Raw genomic sequence first — 16,073 nt, forward strand, 5'->3', positions numbered from 1 at the left:
ACGCAGTGACGCTCACCTTGGCAGTGTTGGACGCCCGTCGCGACACCGGCGATCGTGGCTCGACAGACCGGATGGAACATGACCACTTTTGCGCCGATGGCGGCCGAACTGCCGCCGAACACCGTGCTGAGCAGCGTCGCGTCCGACCTCGCCGACAATCACGTCGCGGCCCCCAAGGGTCAGGATCAGGAGAAACTGGCGGCGATCGTCGCACAGGCGCGATCCGAGGGGATCCCGCTCAGTGTCGTCATCGTTCCCGGTAATCCCGGCCACGACTCGAGCCTACGTGATCTGGCCACCGAGGTCGGTGACAGCACGCACGGCACCGTCGCGGTGTTCAGCGACGACTGGATCGGTACCTACAGCGACAGCATCAGCCGGGTTCGGCTCGAGTGGGCCGAGGACTCGGCCAAGTACAAGGGCAACCACCCCGAAGAGGCCGTGCAGGCCTTCGTCAACCGGCTCGAGCAGCCGGAGGGCGTCTCCTGGGGCGTCATCACCGCGGTGTTGATGACCCTGATGGTGCTGGTGATCGCCGGGCTGTACCTGGTCAAGGTCCGCCGCGGTCCCGATGCGGAGGAACCGGCCGCCGCCGCGTCGCCGCGCATCGATGCGAGTTCCACCAACTAACTGGTTTCACTCCAGTCACATTTCCAGACCAGTGGTCTGTTCTTTCGGGTAGAAAACTGTCCTGCGTCAGGCAAATTCTGAGCAATCGATGAATTGTTGCCGCGTGCCGCTGTGGCAGATGTTTCCTTTGGGAACTATGTGTCGTACGGTTGCGGTGATCGCGATCGTGAATGCAGTGGTACAGGGGGCATTGGTCGACTCTTGTGGTCGGTGTTTCGGCTGATGTGCCGGTGGCGTATGTCGAGTCGAGATACTCGGAGGTGCCGTGCGCGGTACGGGCAGGCAGGACGAACCAGGTCTATTACGGATAGCGATCGGTTTGCTGGCGGTGCTGGTTGTACTCGGCGTCGCGGGACCGGTCGCGGCGGTACCACCCCCGCCACCCAATCCGTCCGACGGCGAGATCGCGGGCGCGGGCGCACAGGTCGACGCGCGGGTGAGCGAGATCGGCGTGCTGATCAATCGCGTCGCCGCGGCCGATCAGCAGTTGCGCGAACTCGACGACGAGCTCGCGGGCAAACGCGAAGCGGTCAACCGGGCGCTCGTCGACCTGCAGACCGCACGCGACGCCGCCGACGCGGCCGCGGCCGCCGTCACCGACAGCCAGACCCAACTGGCCGACGCGGGCGTGAAAGTCGTTGCGGCACGCCAGGATTTCGATCAGGTCGCCACTCAGGCCTACGTGCGCCCCGTCAACAGCTCGGTCATCACCTACCTCGCCTCGTCGACCCCCGATGCCGCGATGGACCGCGCGCAGGTGCTCGGCATGGTGTCGAGGAACCAGCGGCAGATCCTCGACGATCTGCGCCGCGCCCAGGTCGCCCAGGCCAACCAGAATTCCGCCGCCCGCCAAGCCAAGGTCGACGCCGATACCGCCGCTGCGGGCGCGCAACGCCAGCGCGACGCCGCCCAGACCGCGGTGAACATCGCGAAATCCGAGTTCGACACCCAGGCCGTGGCCCGCGACAACCTGCGCCGCGACCGCAGCGCCGCGCAGTCCGCCCTCGACGTCGCCCGCTCGACCGTCGCCGGACTCCAGAGCCAGCGCGAGATCTTCCTGAGCTGGGACGAGCAGCGCGAAGCCGAGGTGCTGGCCCTGCTGGCCGCGGCCAACGCCGCCGCCTCGCGCGCCGCTGCCGACAAAGCCGCCCGCGACCGCGCCGCCCAGCTCAACGAGGGCAAGCGCCCGCACACCGACCTCGAGTCGACCCCGGCGTCCCCGCGCAGAACCAAGCCGCGCCCCTCGCAGCCACAGGTCACCGGTTCGGCCGCGGTCGAAACGGTGGTCGACCGCGCGATGTCGCAACTCGGCGTCACCTACGCCTGGGGTGGCGGCGACGAGGACGGGCCGACCCTCGGCATCCGCGACGGCGGCACCGGCGACGCCCACGGCGACTTCGAGAAGGTCGGCTTCGACTGCTCGGGCCTGATGCTCTACGCCTTCGCCGGTATCGGCGTCTCGCTGCCGCACTACAGCGGCTACCAGTACAACGCGGGCACCCGGGTGAACGTCGAGGATCGCGAACGCGGCGACATGCTCTTCTGGGGCCCCGGTGGCAGCGAACACGTGGCGATGTATCTGGGCAACGGCAAGATGATCGAGGCCCCTGAATCCGGGGATGTCGTGAAGATTTCCCCGGTCCGCGAAGACGGCATCATGCCGTACGCGGTCCGCATCGTCACCGGCTGAGAGCGTATCGCCGCTGGTGGGGGGCGAAATCGGTGCGATGGGCGCCACACTCGCCGCCGCGGGTGAGTGCCGTCACGCACATGACGAATCCCCGTCTAGTACTGGCCGGTTGCGGCGCACCGGGCGATTCAATGGAATAGTTGGTGCCGCACGCACAGGACCAAAGCGAAAGCGGGGATGTTGGTGACTTCGACGGAAGGTGTGAGCGGGCCGAAGCTGGCGAAGGACGCCGGTACGGCTGCGCCGAGCACCCTGGAGCGTGACGTCCAGACTCTCGAGAAGGCGATCTACGAGGTCAAGCGGGTTATCGTCGGTCAGGATCGGCTCGTCGAGCGTTTGCTCGTCGCCGTGCTGGCACGCGGACACGTATTGCTCGAAGGTGTGCCCGGCGTCGCGAAGACTCTTGCGGTGGAAACCTTCGCGAAGGTCATCGGCGGCTCGTTCTCCCGGGTGCAGTTCACCCCGGACCTGGTGCCCACCGACCTCATCGGTACCCGCATCTACCGGCAGGGCCGCGAGGAATTCGACACCGAGCTCGGCCCGGTCGTCGCGAACTTCGTGCTCGCCGACGAGATCAACCGCGCACCGGCCAAGGTGCAGTCGGCACTGCTCGAGGTGATGGCCGAGCGCAAACTGTCGATCGGCGGCAAGACCTACCCGATGCCCGATCCGTTCCTGGTCATGGCGACCCAGAACCCGATCGAGAGCGAAGGCGTGTACCCGCTGCCAGAGGCGCAGCGCGACCGCTTCCTGTTCAAGGTCCTCGTCGACTACCCCTCGGTCGAGGAAGAGCGCGAGATCATCTACCGGATGGGTGTGAGCGCGCCCGAGCCGAATCAGATTCTCGAGCCCGAGGACATCATCCGCCTGCAGAAGGTGGCCGCCAACGTCTTCGTGCACCACGCGCTCGTCGACTACGTGGTCCGCGTGATCACCGCGACCCGCACGCCCGGCGAATTCGGCATGGACGATGTGGCGAGCTGGATCTCCTACGGCGCTTCCCCGCGTGCGAGCCTCGGCATCATCGCCGCGGCGCGCTCGGTCGCGCTGATCCGTGGCCGTGACTACGTGGTGCCCCAGGACGTCGTCGAGGTGATCCCGGACGTGCTCCGGCACCGTCTGGTGCTGTCCTATGACGCACTGGCCGACGAGGTTTCGCCCGAGGACGTCATCAAGCGGGTGCTGCAGACCGTCGGTCTGCCGCAGGTCGCTCCGCAGGCCGTCAACGGTCAGGCCGCCCCGCAGCCGGTGCCGCAGCCGCCCGCCCAGCAACAGCCTGTGCCGCAGCCGGTGAACGGGCAGCAGTCCCAGCCCGCCGGCTCCGTCGCGCCCCAGTGAGTGCGCCGGAACCCGTTGTCCGCGTGCCCATGTCGTCTCACGCTCCGCCGTCGTTCCGTGCCGGTGAACTGACCGACCCGAAACTGGCCGCCGCGCTCAAGACCCTGGAATTGACCGTGCGGCGCCGTCTCGACGGCGTGCTGCACGGTGACCACCAGGGCCTGATCCCCGGTCCGGGTTCGGAACCGGGGGAGGCGCGGCTGTATCAGCCGGGTGACGATGTGCGGCAGATGGATTGGTCGGTCACCGCCCGCACCACCCATCCGCACGTGCGGCAGATGATCGCCGACCGCGAGCTCGAGACCTGGCTCGTCGTCGACCTGTCGTCCAGCCTGGACTTCGGCACCGGCCGGGTGCACAAGCGCGATCTCGCGATCGCGGCGGCCGCGGCGATCACCCACCTCACCTCGGGCGGCGGCAACCGGATCGGCGCCGTCGTGGCGACCGGTCAGGATCTGGTGCGCATCCCCGCCCGCAGCGGGCGCATGCACGCCCAGACCCTGCTGCGCGGTATCGCGACCACCCCGCACGCCCGCGACGGTGTGCGCGGTGATCTCAAGGCCGGGATCGAATCGCTGCGCCGTCCGCAACGCAAACGCGGTCTGGCCGTGGTGATCAGCGATTTCCTCGGCGACGTCGACTGGCAGCGTTCCCTGCGCGCGATCTCCGCGCGCCACGACCTGCTCGCGGTGGAGGTGCTCGACCCGCTCGACATCGCGCTGCCCGACGGCGGCGACGTGGTGCTGCACGATCCCGAATCGGGGCGCACCCGCGAGTTCAGCGTCACCCCCACGCTGCGTGCCGATTTCGCGGCCGCGGCCGGAGCCCAGCGTGAGCAGGTGGCGCAGGCGCTGCGCAGCTGCGGTGCGCCGGTGCTCACCCTGCAGACCGATCGGGACTGGATCGCCGACGTGGTCCGGTTCGTGTCCACCCGGCGCCACAGCCTCGGCGCCCCGAGCGGGCGGGTGCCTCGCCAGTGAGTATTTCGCATTTCACGGCCGTCGTCTGGCTCGGTTTCCTCGCGGTCGTCGCCCTGCTCGTGCTCGGCTATGTGCTGGTGCAGCGCGCCAGGCACAAGCGGATGCTGCAGTTCGGCAACATGGCCATCCTGGAGCGCGTCGCCCCGTCGCGACCGAGCCCGATGCGCCACGCGCCGATCGCGTTGATCCTGGCCGGACTTGTCCTGCTCACCATCGCCGCGGCCGGTCCGACCGCCGTGCAGAAGGTGCCGCGTAACCGCGCGACCGTTGTTCTGGTGATGGATGTTTCGCTGTCGATGGAGGCCACCGACGTGCCGCCGAACCGGCTGCAGGTCGCGCAGAAGGCCGGTAAGGAATTCGTCGAAGGCCTGACCCCCGGCATCAACCTCGGTTTCGTCACGTTCGCGGGCACGGCCTCGGTGATGGTGTCGCCGACGACCAACCGCGAAGCGGTCAAGCACTCGATCGACAACATCAAGCTGGCCGAGCGCACCGCCACCGGCGAGGGCATCCTCACCGCCCTGCAGTCGATCGACACCCTGGCCGCCGTGCTCGGTGGCGCCGAGACGCCCCCGCCCGCGCGGGTGGTGCTGATGTCGGACGGCAAGCAGACCGTGCCCGACGACAAGGACGTCGACAACCCGCGGCACGGTTTCACCGCCGCACGCCTGGCCAAGAACAAGGGCATCCCGGTCTCGACGATCTCCTTCGGCACCGAATGGGGCACGGTCGAGATCCCGGACTCCGACGGCAAGGGTTCGCAGCGGGTGAAGGTGCCCGTGGACAACGACTCGTTGCGCGAGATCGCCGAGCTGTCCGGCGGTGATTTCTACACCGCCTCGTCGCTGGCCGAACTCACCGCGGTCTACGACACCCTCGAGGAACAGATCGGCTACGAGACCACGCGTGGCGATGCGAGCAGGCCCTGGCTGTTGCTCGGCATGCTGGCCATCGCGGCGGGAGTCGTGGTCAGTTTGCTCTATCGTCAACGCCTGCCCTAGCTCCCACCGCCCCGCCTTGTGAGCTGTCGCAACGGCGCGACCCTGACGCGGGGCGCACGAATCGGAACAGATAGGTTGGACCCTATGTCGAACGTCACATCCCGGTCGGTCCTGGTCACCGGCGGTAACCGCGGTATCGGTCTCGCCGTCGCGCAGCGTCTGCTGGCCGACGGCCACAAGGTCGCCGTCACCCATCGTGGATCGGGGGTGCCCGAGGGTCTGTTCGGTGTGAAATGCGATGTCACCGACAGTGAGTCGGTCGATCGTGCGTTCACCGAGGTCGAGGAGCACCAGGGTGCGGTCGAGGTGCTGGTCGCCAATGCGGGCATCACCGACGACACCCTGCTGATGCGCATGACCGAGGATCAGTTCGAGCGGGTCATCGACGCCAACCTCACCGGTGCGTTCCGCTGTGCCAAGCGTGCCAACCGGGCCATGCTGAAGGGTCGCTGGGGCCGGATGATCTTCCTCGGTTCCGTGGTCGGCATGGCCGGCCAGGCCGGTCAGCTCAACTACGCCGCGTCCAAGGCCGGCGTCATCGGTATGGCGCGGTCGCTCACTCGGGAGCTCGGCTCGCGTTCGATCACTTCCAACGTGGTCGCCCCGGGCTTCATCGAGACCGACATGACCGCGGATCTGCCTGAAGATCTGAAGACCATGGCGAAGAAGTACATTCCGCTGCAGCGTCTCGGCCAGCCGGAAGACATCGCCGCTGTGGTCAGCTTCCTCGCCTCCGAGGACTCCCGCTACGTCTCCGGCGCCGTCATTCCGGTCGACGGCGGCATGGGCATGGGTCACTGATCCGCAACCGGCACTGCTGTCCACGTCGACGGCCGCCATTGCATGGGTCACTGATCCACCGACAACTCAACTGATTTCAGGAGAACCGAAAACTCATGGGCGGACTGCTCGAAGGCAAGACCATCCTGGTCACCGGCATCATCACCGACTCGTCGATCGCGTTCCACGCGGCCGCGATCGCGCAGGAGCAGGGCGCGAGGGTGATCATCACCGGTATCCCCGACCGCCTGCGGCTCATCGACCGCATCGCCAAGCGGCTGCCGCAGGAAGTGCCGCCTGCCATCGGCCTCGACGTGACCAACGAAGAGGACCTGGCCGCGCTCACCGAGAAGCTGCGTGAGCTCGCGCCCGAGGGCATCGACGGCGCGCTGCACTCCATCGCGTTCGCGCCGCGTTCGATCATGGGACCCGGCGCGCTGCCGTTCCTCGAGGGCCCCGGCCCCGATGTCGCCAAGTCGTTCGAGATCTCCGCGTGGAGCTACGCCTCGCTCGCTCGCGCCGTGCTCCCCGTCATGAACGAGGGCGGTTCGCTGGTCGGCATGGACTTCGATCCGCGCGTGGCCATGCCGTACTACAACTGGATGGGCGTGTCCAAGGCCGCGCTGGAGTCGGTGAACCGCTACGTGGCGCGTGAGGTGGGTGCGGCCAAGAAGGTGCGCTCCAACCTGATCGCCGCGGGCCCGATCAAGACCCTGGCCGCCAAGGCCATCGCAGGCACCGCCACCGACGATGCCAAGCAGCTCGTGCAGCTCGACCAGTACTGGGACGGTGCGTCGCCGATCGGCTGGGACGGCAACGATCCGCGCGCGGTCGGCAAGTCGATCGTGGCACTGCTCTCGGATTGGCTGCCCGCCACCACCGGCTCGATCATCTACGTCGACGGCGGCGCCAGCCACAACATGTGGTTCCCGGAGAACATGTCCCTGAGCTGATGCCGGACGCCCTGCTGCTGCTGTCCTTCGGTGGCCCCGAAGGTCCCGAGGACGTGATCCCCTTCCTGGAGAACGTCACTCGGGGCCGCGGGGTACCCCCCGAACGGCTCGCCGAGGTCGCGCAGCACTACCTGCATTTCGGCGGGATCTCGCCGATCAACGCGTTGAATCAGCAGATCATCGCCGCGGTCGAGGCCGACCTGGCCGATGCCGGGCTGAACCTGCCGGTCTACTTCGGCAATCGCAACTGGCACCCGATGGTGGAGGACACGGTCGCGCGGATGACCGCCGACGGCGTGCGCTCGGCACTGGTCTTCCCCACCTCCGCGTGGGGCGGGTATTCCGGTTGCCGTCAGTACGACGAGGACATCACCCGTGCCCGCGCCGCGGTCGGTGACGGCGCCCCCGAACTGGTGAAATTGCGCCAGTACTTCGATCATCCGCTGCTGATCGAGTCCTTCGCCGACGCGATCACCGCTGCGGTGCAACAGATTCCGGCCGATCGCCGCGCCGGTGTGCGTCTGGTGTTCACCGCGCATTCCATCCCTGTCTCCGCCGACGTGACCGCGGGCCCGCCTGCCGACGGCGGGCGCCTCTACAGTCGCCAGGTCGCCGAAGCCGCCCGATTGTGTGCCGCGGCAACCGGGTTCGCCGATCATGACGTGGTGTGGCAGTCGCGCTCGGGCCCACCGCAGGTGCCGTGGCTCGAACCCGACATCGTCGACCACCTGGATGTGCTGCACGGCAAGGGAATCGACGCCGTGGTGGTGTGCCCGGTCGGTTTCGTCTCCGATCACCTCGAGGTGATCTGGGACCTCGACAACGAAGCATCGACCCGCGCCGCCGAACTCGGCATGGCGTTCGCCCGCGCGGGGACCCCCGGCACCGACCCACGGTTCTCCCGGATGGTCGTCGAACTGATCGCCGAACAGGTACGTGGCGGTCCGGTGCGTGAACTCGGCGAAGTCCCCGGTTACGGCTGCACCGTCGACGGTGCCCTGTGCGCTCCGGGTTGCTGCGAACTGCCCGCGCGCCCGGTCCGGCGCTGAACACAACCGGATAACCATTCATCGGTAAGCCCCGGTTCGAGGAGTAGCCTTTCCACAGTTGCGCTCGACTGATCGGAGGATTTCCGATGATCTCGACACCGCCGCGCCGCGCCGCCGGGTTCGCCCTGGTACTGACCGCCGCCGCGCTCGGCCTGACCGGGTGCGGCAAGGACTCCGGCTACCAGACCCAGCCCCCGCAGCCCACCGAGCCCACGATTTCGCAAGCCTCGGTACAGGAACTGTGCGGCATCCTCGACGGACAGAAGGGCACGTGGAAGGCGCTGGGCCCGAGGGTGGCGCGGGTGGCGTTCACCGGCGCGATGAGGTTGTGGACAGTGAACGACACCGTCGCCAATGCCGCCATTTCCTACAATCGCCGCGTCGTCGACACTGTCACCATCCGCACCTGCCCGCGGGTCCGCGACGCCACGCTCGAGTCGCTGGATGTCCCCGACCTGAAGGCCGCCCTCGGCGGATTCTGAACTGGCACTTCCCACTTCGGGTCGGCTCTGCGTTAGCATCGCCGCGGACCTTCGCCCGAAGGTCCGGTGACGCTACGGGGAGGGCCCGATGAACTATGCCGATATGACAGCGACCGCACTATCCCGGGGAGGTGGTCTGCTCACCGGCGATCGCGGACTCGCGGGCGACGAGGAGGCGGTGCTGGCCCGTCGTGGGGGCGGCAGCAGCGTGAGCGTCGGTGGCGGTTTCCCGGACTGGGTCTGGTATCTGATCATCGCCGTGATCGTGCTCATCGTGGTGATCGTGCTGATCCGCAAGTTCGGCGGTTCCTCGAATCAGGCTGCGCCACATCAGATGCCGCCATACCAGATGCCGCCGCAGCAGATGGCGCCCCAGCAGATGGCGCCCCAGCCGTATCCGGCTCAGTATCAGCAGCCGTACCCGCAGCAGCATCCGTCCGGCCCCGGTTATCCGCAGGCCCAGTACGCGCCGCAGTATCCACAGGGTCAGTACCCCCAGCCCTATCCGCAGCAGCAGCCGATGCCGTACCCGCAGCAGGCGCCGTACCCGTACCCGCAGCAGCCGCAGTACCAGCAGCCCTATCGTCGCTGACGAATCGGCACCGTCGGATCCGGCGTGCGCCGCGGCGCTGCGCGGCGCCTCGAAGTCGGCAGGTCTAGCCGTCGCGGCGGGCGGCGGCGTGGACCGCGACGAGGCGGGCCTCGCGGATCGTGTTCCACAGCGGGCGCAGCAGGGATTCGTGCGCGCCGATCGCGGTGGCCGAGGTGGGTGACGACGCCGGTTCGTGCTGGGCGACGGTGAGGATCGCGGCCACGTGATCGGCGGTATCGAGAATTCGCTTGGCGCGCAACGGGATCGAGTCGGGGTAGGCGTGGCGCGAGTAGGCCGCGAGCTGCGCCTCGATCTGCTCGCGCGGATCGTCGTCACCGTTGCCGACCGAGGTGGTGTGCAGCTGCATGAGGGCGTCGGCGGCGTCGCGGACCGATTCGCGCATCGTGTACTCGGCCTCACCGAGCGACATATCGTGACCCGCGATGCGGGGGAGGTCGACGCCGTAGACGGTCCACTGCAGGGTCTCGTCGTCGTCCCACTGTGGGATCAGGCCGGTGCCCGGCTCACCGGGAACACCGAGCAGCAGGCCTTCCTCGGCGTCGATCGCGTCGGCCGCGAAGGCGGTGCCGACCGGCAGCCCACGCACGTCACCCGGCGCGGGCAGGACCAGGCGCAACTGCGCTCCGGCCGGGGCCATCGCCTCGCGGATCACCTTGAGCAGTGGCATGGCACCGGAGCCCGCCTCGCCGCGTGAGGTCCACGGCAGATCCGTGCGCCCGCCGGTGACCGGGTCGCCCGCCGCGATGGTGTGGCGCGGCGCCCAGGCGTGCAGTGCCTCCAGCACGTCGTCGGGCGCGCTGGTACCGGCCAGCCAGGAGCCGGCCCACAGCGTCAGCGTGGCACTGGGAGAGCACATAATCATCGAGCATAAAGGTTCGCCGACGATCGCGTGCGCGCACTGCGGCCGCCGATGGTGTCTACGCGGACCGTTGTTTTCGGTGCGAGGACCCACCTGACCTGCTGTGCGGTCACTGCGGCTCGGTGACGAAGTCGATGAGCCGTTCGACGGCGCCGATGAGCGGGGATTCCAGATCCCGGAACGAGCCGACCGCATCGTAGACACGGCGCCAGCCCTGCTGTGGGGTTCCCCAGCCGAGGCGTGCGCAGATTCCGGTCTTCCAGTCCTCGCCGCGCGGCACCGTCGGCCAGGCGTCGATGCCGAGCGCGGCCGGGCGCACCGCCTGCCACACGTCGATGTACGGATGGCCGGTCACCAGCACATGCGGTCCGAGGCCGGTGGTCAGGTGCGTCTCCTTCGAGCCGGTCACCAGGTGGTCGACGAGCACCCCCACCCGCGCGCCCGGACCGGGTTCGAACTCGGTGAGCCGGGCACCGAGATTGTCGAGGCCCTCCAGATGCTCGACGACCACGCCCTCCACCCGCAGGTCGTGGCCCCATACCCGTTCGACCAGCGCCGCGTCGTGCACGCCTTCCACCCAGATCCGGCTGGTCCGCGCGACTCTTGCGCGCAAGCCCTCGACGCGGGTGGAGCCCGACGCCGACCGGGTCTGCTGTTTCGGCGCGGCGGCGGTGGTGCGGGTCAGCGTCACCGGTTTCCCGTCGATCAGGAAGGCCGCTTCCCGCATCGCGAACAACCGCACCACACCGCGCGCGTCCTCGAGTTTCACGAACTCGCCGTCGTAGCTGCGGTCGAAACCGACTACGGCACCGCAGAATCCGCTCGCCGCGTCCTCCACCACCAGGTCGCGCTCGGCACTCACCGTCGGCACCGGCTTCTTCTTGGTCCGATCGTGTCCGGAATAGATATCGCCGTAGCTGTCTCGTGCACTCACGCCCCGAAACTACCGCGCACGGAACCCACTTCGCCGCAGCGCCGCACCGGACCCACTGATCACGCGAGGCCGCCCGCAAACGGGTCATCAGGGCTACGCTGGCAGTGTGGCCGCAATAGTCTGGCTGATCGCGGGCATCGTTCTCGCGGCGGCGGAAATGCTCACCGGGGATCTCATGCTGCTCACGCTGGGCGTAGCCGCACTCGGCACCGCGGGCGTCAGCGCCGCTACCGGCCTACCGGTGTGGGGCGACGCGTTGGTGTTCGCCGCGATGGCCGCTGTGCTGTTCCTCGGGGTGCGCCCGCTGCTGCGGCGCAAGTTCGGTACCCCGCCGCCCACGCCGACGAATGCCGATGCGCTGCCGGGCAAGTCGGCGCTGGTGCTCGAGCAGGTGGCCGAGTATTCGGGTCAGGTCAAGCTCGGTGGCGAAGTCTGGACGGCGCGTCCGCTCGACCCGAGCGAAGTGTACGAAGCCGGTGTGACTGTCTATGTGATGAAGATCGATGGCGCGACCGCTGTCGTCTGGAAGGGTCCCTAGAACATGGTTGCCTTGATCGTGGCCGCAGTCCTCGTCCTGTTGGTCGTGGTGGTGGTTTTCAAATCGATCGCGCTCGTCCCGCAGGCCGAGGCGGCGGTGATCGAACGGCTCGGGCGTTACTCGCGCACCGTGTCCGGTCAGCTGACGTTCCTCGTCCCGTTCGCCGATCGCGTCCGCGCGAAAGTGGATCTGCGTGAGCGGGTCGTGTCGTTCCCGCCGCAGCCGGTGATCACGCAGGACAACCTCACCCTGCAGATCGACTCGGTGGTGTATTTCCAGGTCACCAGCCCGCAGGCCGCCGTCTACGAGATCAGCAACTACATCGCCGCGGTCGAGCAGCTCACCGTCACCACCTTGCGCAACGTGGTCGGTGGCATGACCCTGGAAGAGACGCTGACCTCGCGCGATCAAATCAACAACCAGCTGCGCGGTGTGCTCGACGAGGCCACCGGCCGCTGGGGCCTTCGCGTGGCCCGGGTGGAGCTCAAGTCCATCGATCCGCCGCCGTCGATCCAGGAATCGATGGAGAAGCAGATGAAGGCCGATCGCGAGAAGCGCGCGACCATCCTCACCGCCGAAGGCAACCGCGAAGCGCAGATCAAGACCGCCGAGGGCGCCAAGCAGGCGGCGATCCTGACCGCCGAGGGCGGCAAGCAGTCCTCGATCCTGTCGGCCGAGGGCGAACGCCAGAGCCGCATCCTGCGCGCACAGGGTGAACGCGCCGCCTCCTACCTGCAGGCCCAAGGTCAGGCGAAGGCCATCGAGAAGGTGTTCGCCGCCATCAAGAACGGCAAGCCGACTCCGGAACTGCTTGCCTACCAGTACATGCAGACCCTGCCGATGGTGGCCAAGGGCGACGCGAACAAGGTGTGGCTGGTCCCCAGCGATTTCGGTAAGGCCCTGGAAGGCTTCGCCCAGAACTTCGCCACCAAGGGCGAGGACGGCGTCTTCCGCTACGAGCCGTCCACCGACGAAGCTCCGGTGAAGATCGAAGACGACGCCGACGTCGCCGACTGGTTCGAAACCGCCTCCGACCCGAAGATCGCCGAGGCCGTCCGCGCGGCGGAAGCCACCGCGCGCACCCCGGTCGAAGGTTTCGATACACCGGTGGCGCGCCCGAAGACCTCGGTGGCCAAGGCCGCCGACCCGGAGCTGCCGACCCCACCCCCGATCGCCCCGCAGGAACAGCAGGCGCCTCGCCCCGACGACCCGTACGGTCGCCCCTGGCAGCCGCCCCATCACGGCTGATCTCGCCGATCCGACCAGTGAACGGCCCCGACGCGAAGGCTGCGTCGGGGCCGTTCTGTTCTCCTCCGAACCTCGAAAATATCGGTCCGCCAAGAGATTCGGCGCGGTCGCGTTGCGTGCCCCGCAGGTATCTTCGTTCGATGAGGAGCTCGACAGTGCGGCGATTGCGTGGGTTTCGCCGTCCGTTCGCGATAGTGATCGCGATCGTGGTGGCGGTTGCGGTCGCGGGCTCGCTGCCACGGTGGTGGTGTGGTCGCGATGCCGACGAGTGGTATCGAGGTGATCCGGGACGGGCACGCGGTCTCGCCGAGGAAGTGGTGGCTTTCGAAGCCGACGACGATCGGTGGCGTGCCACCGGCGGGCGGGATCGGTTGGTCGGGATGTGGGGGCTGCTCGCGCACCAGATGACCGCGCTGGGATTGGCGCAGGTGGTGCTGGAGCATCCCGAGTGGCGCGAACGGTACGCGCCGGTCGTCACCCGTGCGGCGACCAAGAGTCTGCTGCCCCAGTTGCGCGCCGAATTCACCTCTGCTTGGCAGGACAGGGACGGATTGGCCGATCTCGACAGTGCGGACGGACACGCCTACCTCTCCTACCCCGCGCTCGCGCTCGGCATGGCGCGCTTGGTCGATCCCGCGTTCCCCGCCGACCTCGCGGTCCAGCACGATGCGCTGATCGCCGCCTTCGAGCGGCGGCTACTCGCCTCGCCGACCGGGCTGCTCGACACCTTTCCCGGCCGGGCCTACCCGACCGATGTGGCGGCGGTCGCGGCGGCGATAGCGGTCCACGGTCGGGCCACCGGCGCCGACCACACGGCGGTGATCGCGCACTGGGCACAGCGGGTACGCGCGGTGCAGATCGATCCTGGCACCGGGCTGGTGATCCAACGGATGGGTGTCGACGGGCAGGCCCAGGACGCTCCGCGCGCATCGGGAACCGGATTGGCTGCCTACTTCGCCGGTTTCGCCGACCGGGCGCTCGCCGAGGAATTGGCGGCGGCGCTGTTCCGCCAAGAGCGCGGTGTTCTCGGCTTCGGTGCGATCGAGGAGTACGGCGACGGCTACGACGGCATCGGCGACATGGACAATGGCCCCCTGATCCTCGGAATATCGGTGTCGGCCACCGGTTTCGCGCTCGCCCCGGCCCGCGCCTTCGGTCACCGCGACAGGTTCACACGCCTGTTCCGCACCACGGAGCTCTTCGGTCTGTCGCTACGCAGCGGGACTCGCTTGCGTTTCGCCACCGGTGGCGTGATCGGCAACGCCCTGCTGCTCGCCTTCCTCACCTCCGGCCCGGAACTGGCCCGATGAGCACAGCCCGGCTGTTCGCTGTCTGGCGCCTTGTCCGTGTGCCGACAATCCTTATCGCGGTCTATTTCTCCCTGCGATGGGTTCTGGCGATCCTATCGGCCCGACAGGGGTTCGGTTCGCCCGACGGCGTCGGTCTCGGCTTCTCGATTGTCGCGGCAGTGACGGTGTCACTGCGCATTGTGTTGCTGGTCATGGTGCCGGCTGTGCTGGCGTACCACCTCGTGCTGTGGGCGACTGCGCGCATGTCGCGGCGAGACGGTTCGCGTGCCCCGGCGGCTCATCGGACAACCAGGGCTTCGTGAAAAGCGGTGGTTGTAGTTCAGTGGGGGAGCGGGAGGAGTTCGACGAGGGAGCCTCGGCCGGTGCCGGGCGGGAGGATGGCAAGGGCTTGGCAGGCGATGAGGCCGGCCAGGTGGGGGGTGTGGGCGGGGCCGGTGCTGCGCCAGACGCCGCCGGGGTGTTGCTGGACGCCGACGATGCGGGTGGCTTCGCCTTCCATGACGCCCGCGTCGGACAGGCGGCCCCACATCGTGGGTCCGGGGGAGCGCAGGGTGAGCGCGTCGACGATGGCCGGACCGATGGCCAACAGGGCCGCGACGGCGGCGAAGGGGTTGCCGGGTAGGCCGAGGAGCACGCGGCCGTCGGGGAGCTGGGCGACGAGGGTGGAGCCGCCGGGGCGGATCGCCACCCGTTCGACGATGATGCGGGCGCCGAGGTCGGCGAGCAGGGTGCGCAGGTGGTCGGCAGCGCCGCGGCCGGTGGCGCCGACCATCACGACCAGGTCGGCGTGGGATTTCAGAGTGAGCCAGGAGCGCAGCAGGTCACGACTGTCGGCGAGGTGCCACAGGCCGGTGCTCTCGATATCGCAGCAGCGCAGGAACTCCGGCAGCACGGGGCCGAGGGAGTCGCGAGTTTCGCCGGGGCCGAGCGGGCCGACGGCGCGGATCTCGTCGCCGGTCATCACCACATCGGCCCGCAGAGGTCCACGCACGGTGACGGTTTCGGCCTCGGCGCTGAGCGCCGCGGAAGCCAGTGCCGCCGAGACACGGGCACCGGCGCGAGCCAATTCTGTTCCACTGCTCCAGTGTTCGCCTTGGCGACGGGTGTCGTCGCGCACCGGTGCGCCGGGCGCTCGCATCACGACCGGCTTGCCGGACACGGTCGTGGTCACGATGTGTTCGTCGCGCAGGGTCGCCGTGGTGCCCAGCGGGGTCGCGGCGCCGGTCGCGATCCGCACCGCCTCGCCGGGGGCCAGGACCACCGAGCAGCCACGTCCGGCGTAGCTGACCTGCTGGTGCAGCCGCCACCACGGTCCAGGACCCGCGACCGCGTAGCCGTCCATGGCGGCGCTGTCCACCCGCGGCAGGGGAGTGCCCGCGGCGAGGGCCAGGGCGAGGGTCGCCCCGACCGCCTCGGCCACGGGTCGCTCCCGCACCGCGATCGGTTCGAGATCGGCGGCTATCTGCGCGCGCACCCGACCCAGCCCACACTGCACTGCCGGAACTACGCCCACCCGTGCGCTCGTCACCACGTCTCGCCTTCCGAGGAACCGTCACCGACACTGCGACTCATGGTGCGCACCACCGATTGCCTGCGATTTTCTGGGCAGTTGCCTCGCGATGACGTTGTGCTCACGCAAGCGCACGCCGCACGGTGCGTAGTTCGGCG

General features: G+C 68.5%; 16 protein-coding genes. 13 read left to right on the plus strand and 3 right to left on the minus strand.

Annotated features, from left to right (window positions below; genetic code table 11):
* Window positions 1–78 precede the first annotated feature (78 nt).
* From ACFWPX_RS24310 to ACFWPX_RS24355, 10 genes are all read left to right on the plus strand, one after another.
* Window positions 79–630, plus strand: coding sequence for a DUF6676 family protein (locus tag ACFWPX_RS24310; protein WP_378929251.1), 552 nt, complete (start codon window positions 79–81; stop codon window positions 628–630).
* Window positions 631–952: 322 nt separating this feature from the next.
* Window positions 953–2,320, plus strand: coding sequence for an NlpC/P60 family protein (locus tag ACFWPX_RS24315; protein WP_378929384.1), 1,368 nt, complete (start codon window positions 953–955; stop codon window positions 2,318–2,320).
* A 177-nt stretch (window positions 2,321–2,497) separates the two neighbouring features.
* Window positions 2,498–3,658: an AAA family ATPase gene (locus ACFWPX_RS24320; protein WP_378912909.1), complete on the plus strand. Its 1,161-nt coding sequence runs from the start codon at window positions 2,498–2,500 to the stop codon at window positions 3,656–3,658.
* A 29-nt stretch (window positions 3,659–3,687) separates the two neighbouring features.
* The gene (locus tag ACFWPX_RS24325; protein WP_266290289.1) at window positions 3,688–4,638 is read left to right on the plus strand and encodes a DUF58 domain-containing protein; all 951 of its coding nucleotides are present in this window, start codon (window positions 3,688–3,690) and stop codon (window positions 4,636–4,638) included.
* Window positions 4,635–5,639 (plus strand): VWA domain-containing protein, encoded by a 1,005-nt coding sequence (locus ACFWPX_RS24330; RefSeq protein WP_378912908.1) that lies wholly within the window; start codon window positions 4,635–4,637, stop codon window positions 5,637–5,639. The genes ACFWPX_RS24325 and ACFWPX_RS24330 overlap by 4 nt, the downstream gene beginning before the upstream one ends.
* Window positions 5,640–5,723: 84 nt before the next feature.
* A complete protein-coding gene (fabG1, locus tag ACFWPX_RS24335) occupies window positions 5,724–6,440 on the plus strand; it encodes a 3-oxoacyl-ACP reductase FabG1 (RefSeq protein WP_378912907.1) in 717 nt (238 codons plus the stop codon).
* Between the two features lie 95 nt (window positions 6,441–6,535).
* On the plus strand, window positions 6,536–7,372 hold the full coding sequence (gene inhA, locus ACFWPX_RS24340; protein ID WP_266290283.1) for an NADH-dependent enoyl-ACP reductase InhA: 837 nt from the start codon (window positions 6,536–6,538) through the stop codon (window positions 7,370–7,372).
* A complete protein-coding gene (locus tag ACFWPX_RS24345; RefSeq protein ID WP_378929253.1) occupies window positions 7,372–8,421 on the plus strand; it encodes a ferrochelatase in 1,050 nt (349 codons plus the stop codon). The genes inhA and ACFWPX_RS24345 overlap by 1 nt, the downstream gene beginning before the upstream one ends.
* 86 nt (window positions 8,422–8,507) lie before the next feature.
* A complete protein-coding gene (locus tag ACFWPX_RS24350; protein ID WP_378929255.1) occupies window positions 8,508–8,903 on the plus strand; it encodes a hypothetical protein in 396 nt (131 codons plus the stop codon).
* Window positions 8,904–8,991: 88 nt separating this feature from the next.
* On the plus strand, window positions 8,992–9,495 hold the full coding sequence (locus tag ACFWPX_RS24355) for a hypothetical protein (RefSeq protein ID WP_378929257.1): 504 nt from the start codon (window positions 8,992–8,994) through the stop codon (window positions 9,493–9,495).
* Window positions 9,496–9,559: 64 nt separating this feature from the next.
* On the opposite strand, the gene ACFWPX_RS24360 is transcribed toward ACFWPX_RS24355, so the two are convergent.
* Window positions 9,560–10,372 carry a hypothetical protein gene (locus ACFWPX_RS24360; protein WP_378929260.1) on the minus strand — a complete coding sequence of 271 codons (813 nt, stop codon included), beginning with the start codon at window positions 10,370–10,372 and terminating at the stop codon, window positions 9,560–9,562.
* Between the two features lie 112 nt (window positions 10,373–10,484).
* Window positions 10,485–11,309 (minus strand): DUF3097 domain-containing protein, encoded by an 825-nt coding sequence (locus tag ACFWPX_RS24365; protein WP_378929262.1) that lies wholly within the window; start codon window positions 11,307–11,309, stop codon window positions 10,485–10,487.
* A gap of 106 nt (window positions 11,310–11,415) precedes the next feature.
* On the opposite strand from ACFWPX_RS24365, the gene ACFWPX_RS24370 reads away from it, so the two are divergent.
* From ACFWPX_RS24370 to ACFWPX_RS24380, 3 genes are all read left to right on the plus strand, one after another.
* On the plus strand, window positions 11,416–11,847 hold the full coding sequence (locus ACFWPX_RS24370; protein WP_378912901.1) for an NfeD family protein: 432 nt from the start codon (window positions 11,416–11,418) through the stop codon (window positions 11,845–11,847).
* A gap of 3 nt (window positions 11,848–11,850) precedes the next feature.
* Complete coding sequence (locus ACFWPX_RS24375) at window positions 11,851–13,095, plus strand: SPFH domain-containing protein (protein ID WP_378929264.1); 1,245 nt, start codon at window positions 11,851–11,853, stop codon at window positions 13,093–13,095.
* 140 nt (window positions 13,096–13,235) lie between these two features.
* The gene (locus ACFWPX_RS24380; protein ID WP_378929267.1) at window positions 13,236–14,405 is read left to right on the plus strand and encodes a hypothetical protein; all 1,170 of its coding nucleotides are present in this window, start codon (window positions 13,236–13,238) and stop codon (window positions 14,403–14,405) included.
* Between the two features lie 319 nt (window positions 14,406–14,724).
* Here the strand turns inward: ACFWPX_RS24380 and ACFWPX_RS24385 are convergent, their stop codons facing one another.
* Window positions 14,725–15,933 (minus strand): molybdopterin-binding protein, encoded by a 1,209-nt coding sequence (locus tag ACFWPX_RS24385; protein ID WP_378912897.1) that lies wholly within the window; start codon window positions 15,931–15,933, stop codon window positions 14,725–14,727.
* Window positions 15,934–16,073: the final 140 nt, after the last annotated feature.

Origin of the sequence: Nocardia sp. NPDC058518 (assembly GCF_042719655.1) — a bacterium.
GTDB lineage: Bacteria > Actinomycetota > Actinomycetes > Mycobacteriales > Mycobacteriaceae > Nocardia.

What these genes read in the sequence shown, in the direction of transcription:
- ACFWPX_RS24350 (WP_378929255.1), top strand. Translation starts at nt 8,508, where the DNA reads ATGATCTCGACACCGCCGCGCCGCGCCGCCGGGTTCGCCCTGGTACTG.
- ACFWPX_RS24360 (WP_378929260.1), bottom strand. Translation starts at nt 10,372, where the DNA reads ATGTGCTCTCCCAGTGCCACGCTGACGCTGTGGGCCGGCTCCTGGCTG.
- ACFWPX_RS24345 (WP_378929253.1), top strand. Translation starts at nt 7,372, where the DNA reads ATGCCGGACGCCCTGCTGCTGCTGTCCTTCGGTGGCCCCGAAGGTCCC.
- ACFWPX_RS24355 (WP_378929257.1), top strand. Translation starts at nt 8,992, where the DNA reads ATGAACTATGCCGATATGACAGCGACCGCACTATCCCGGGGAGGTGGT.
- ACFWPX_RS24325 (WP_266290289.1), top strand. Translation starts at nt 3,688, where the DNA reads ATGTCGTCTCACGCTCCGCCGTCGTTCCGTGCCGGTGAACTGACCGAC.
- ACFWPX_RS24375 (WP_378929264.1), top strand. Translation starts at nt 11,851, where the DNA reads ATGGTTGCCTTGATCGTGGCCGCAGTCCTCGTCCTGTTGGTCGTGGTG.
- fabG1 (WP_378912907.1), top strand. Translation starts at nt 5,724, where the DNA reads ATGTCGAACGTCACATCCCGGTCGGTCCTGGTCACCGGCGGTAACCGC.
- ACFWPX_RS24310 (WP_378929251.1), top strand. Translation starts at nt 79, where the DNA reads ATGACCACTTTTGCGCCGATGGCGGCCGAACTGCCGCCGAACACCGTG.
- inhA (WP_266290283.1), top strand. Translation starts at nt 6,536, where the DNA reads ATGGGCGGACTGCTCGAAGGCAAGACCATCCTGGTCACCGGCATCATC.
- ACFWPX_RS24380 (WP_378929267.1), top strand. Translation starts at nt 13,236, where the DNA reads ATGAGGAGCTCGACAGTGCGGCGATTGCGTGGGTTTCGCCGTCCGTTC.
- ACFWPX_RS24320 (WP_378912909.1), top strand. Translation starts at nt 2,498, where the DNA reads ATGTTGGTGACTTCGACGGAAGGTGTGAGCGGGCCGAAGCTGGCGAAG.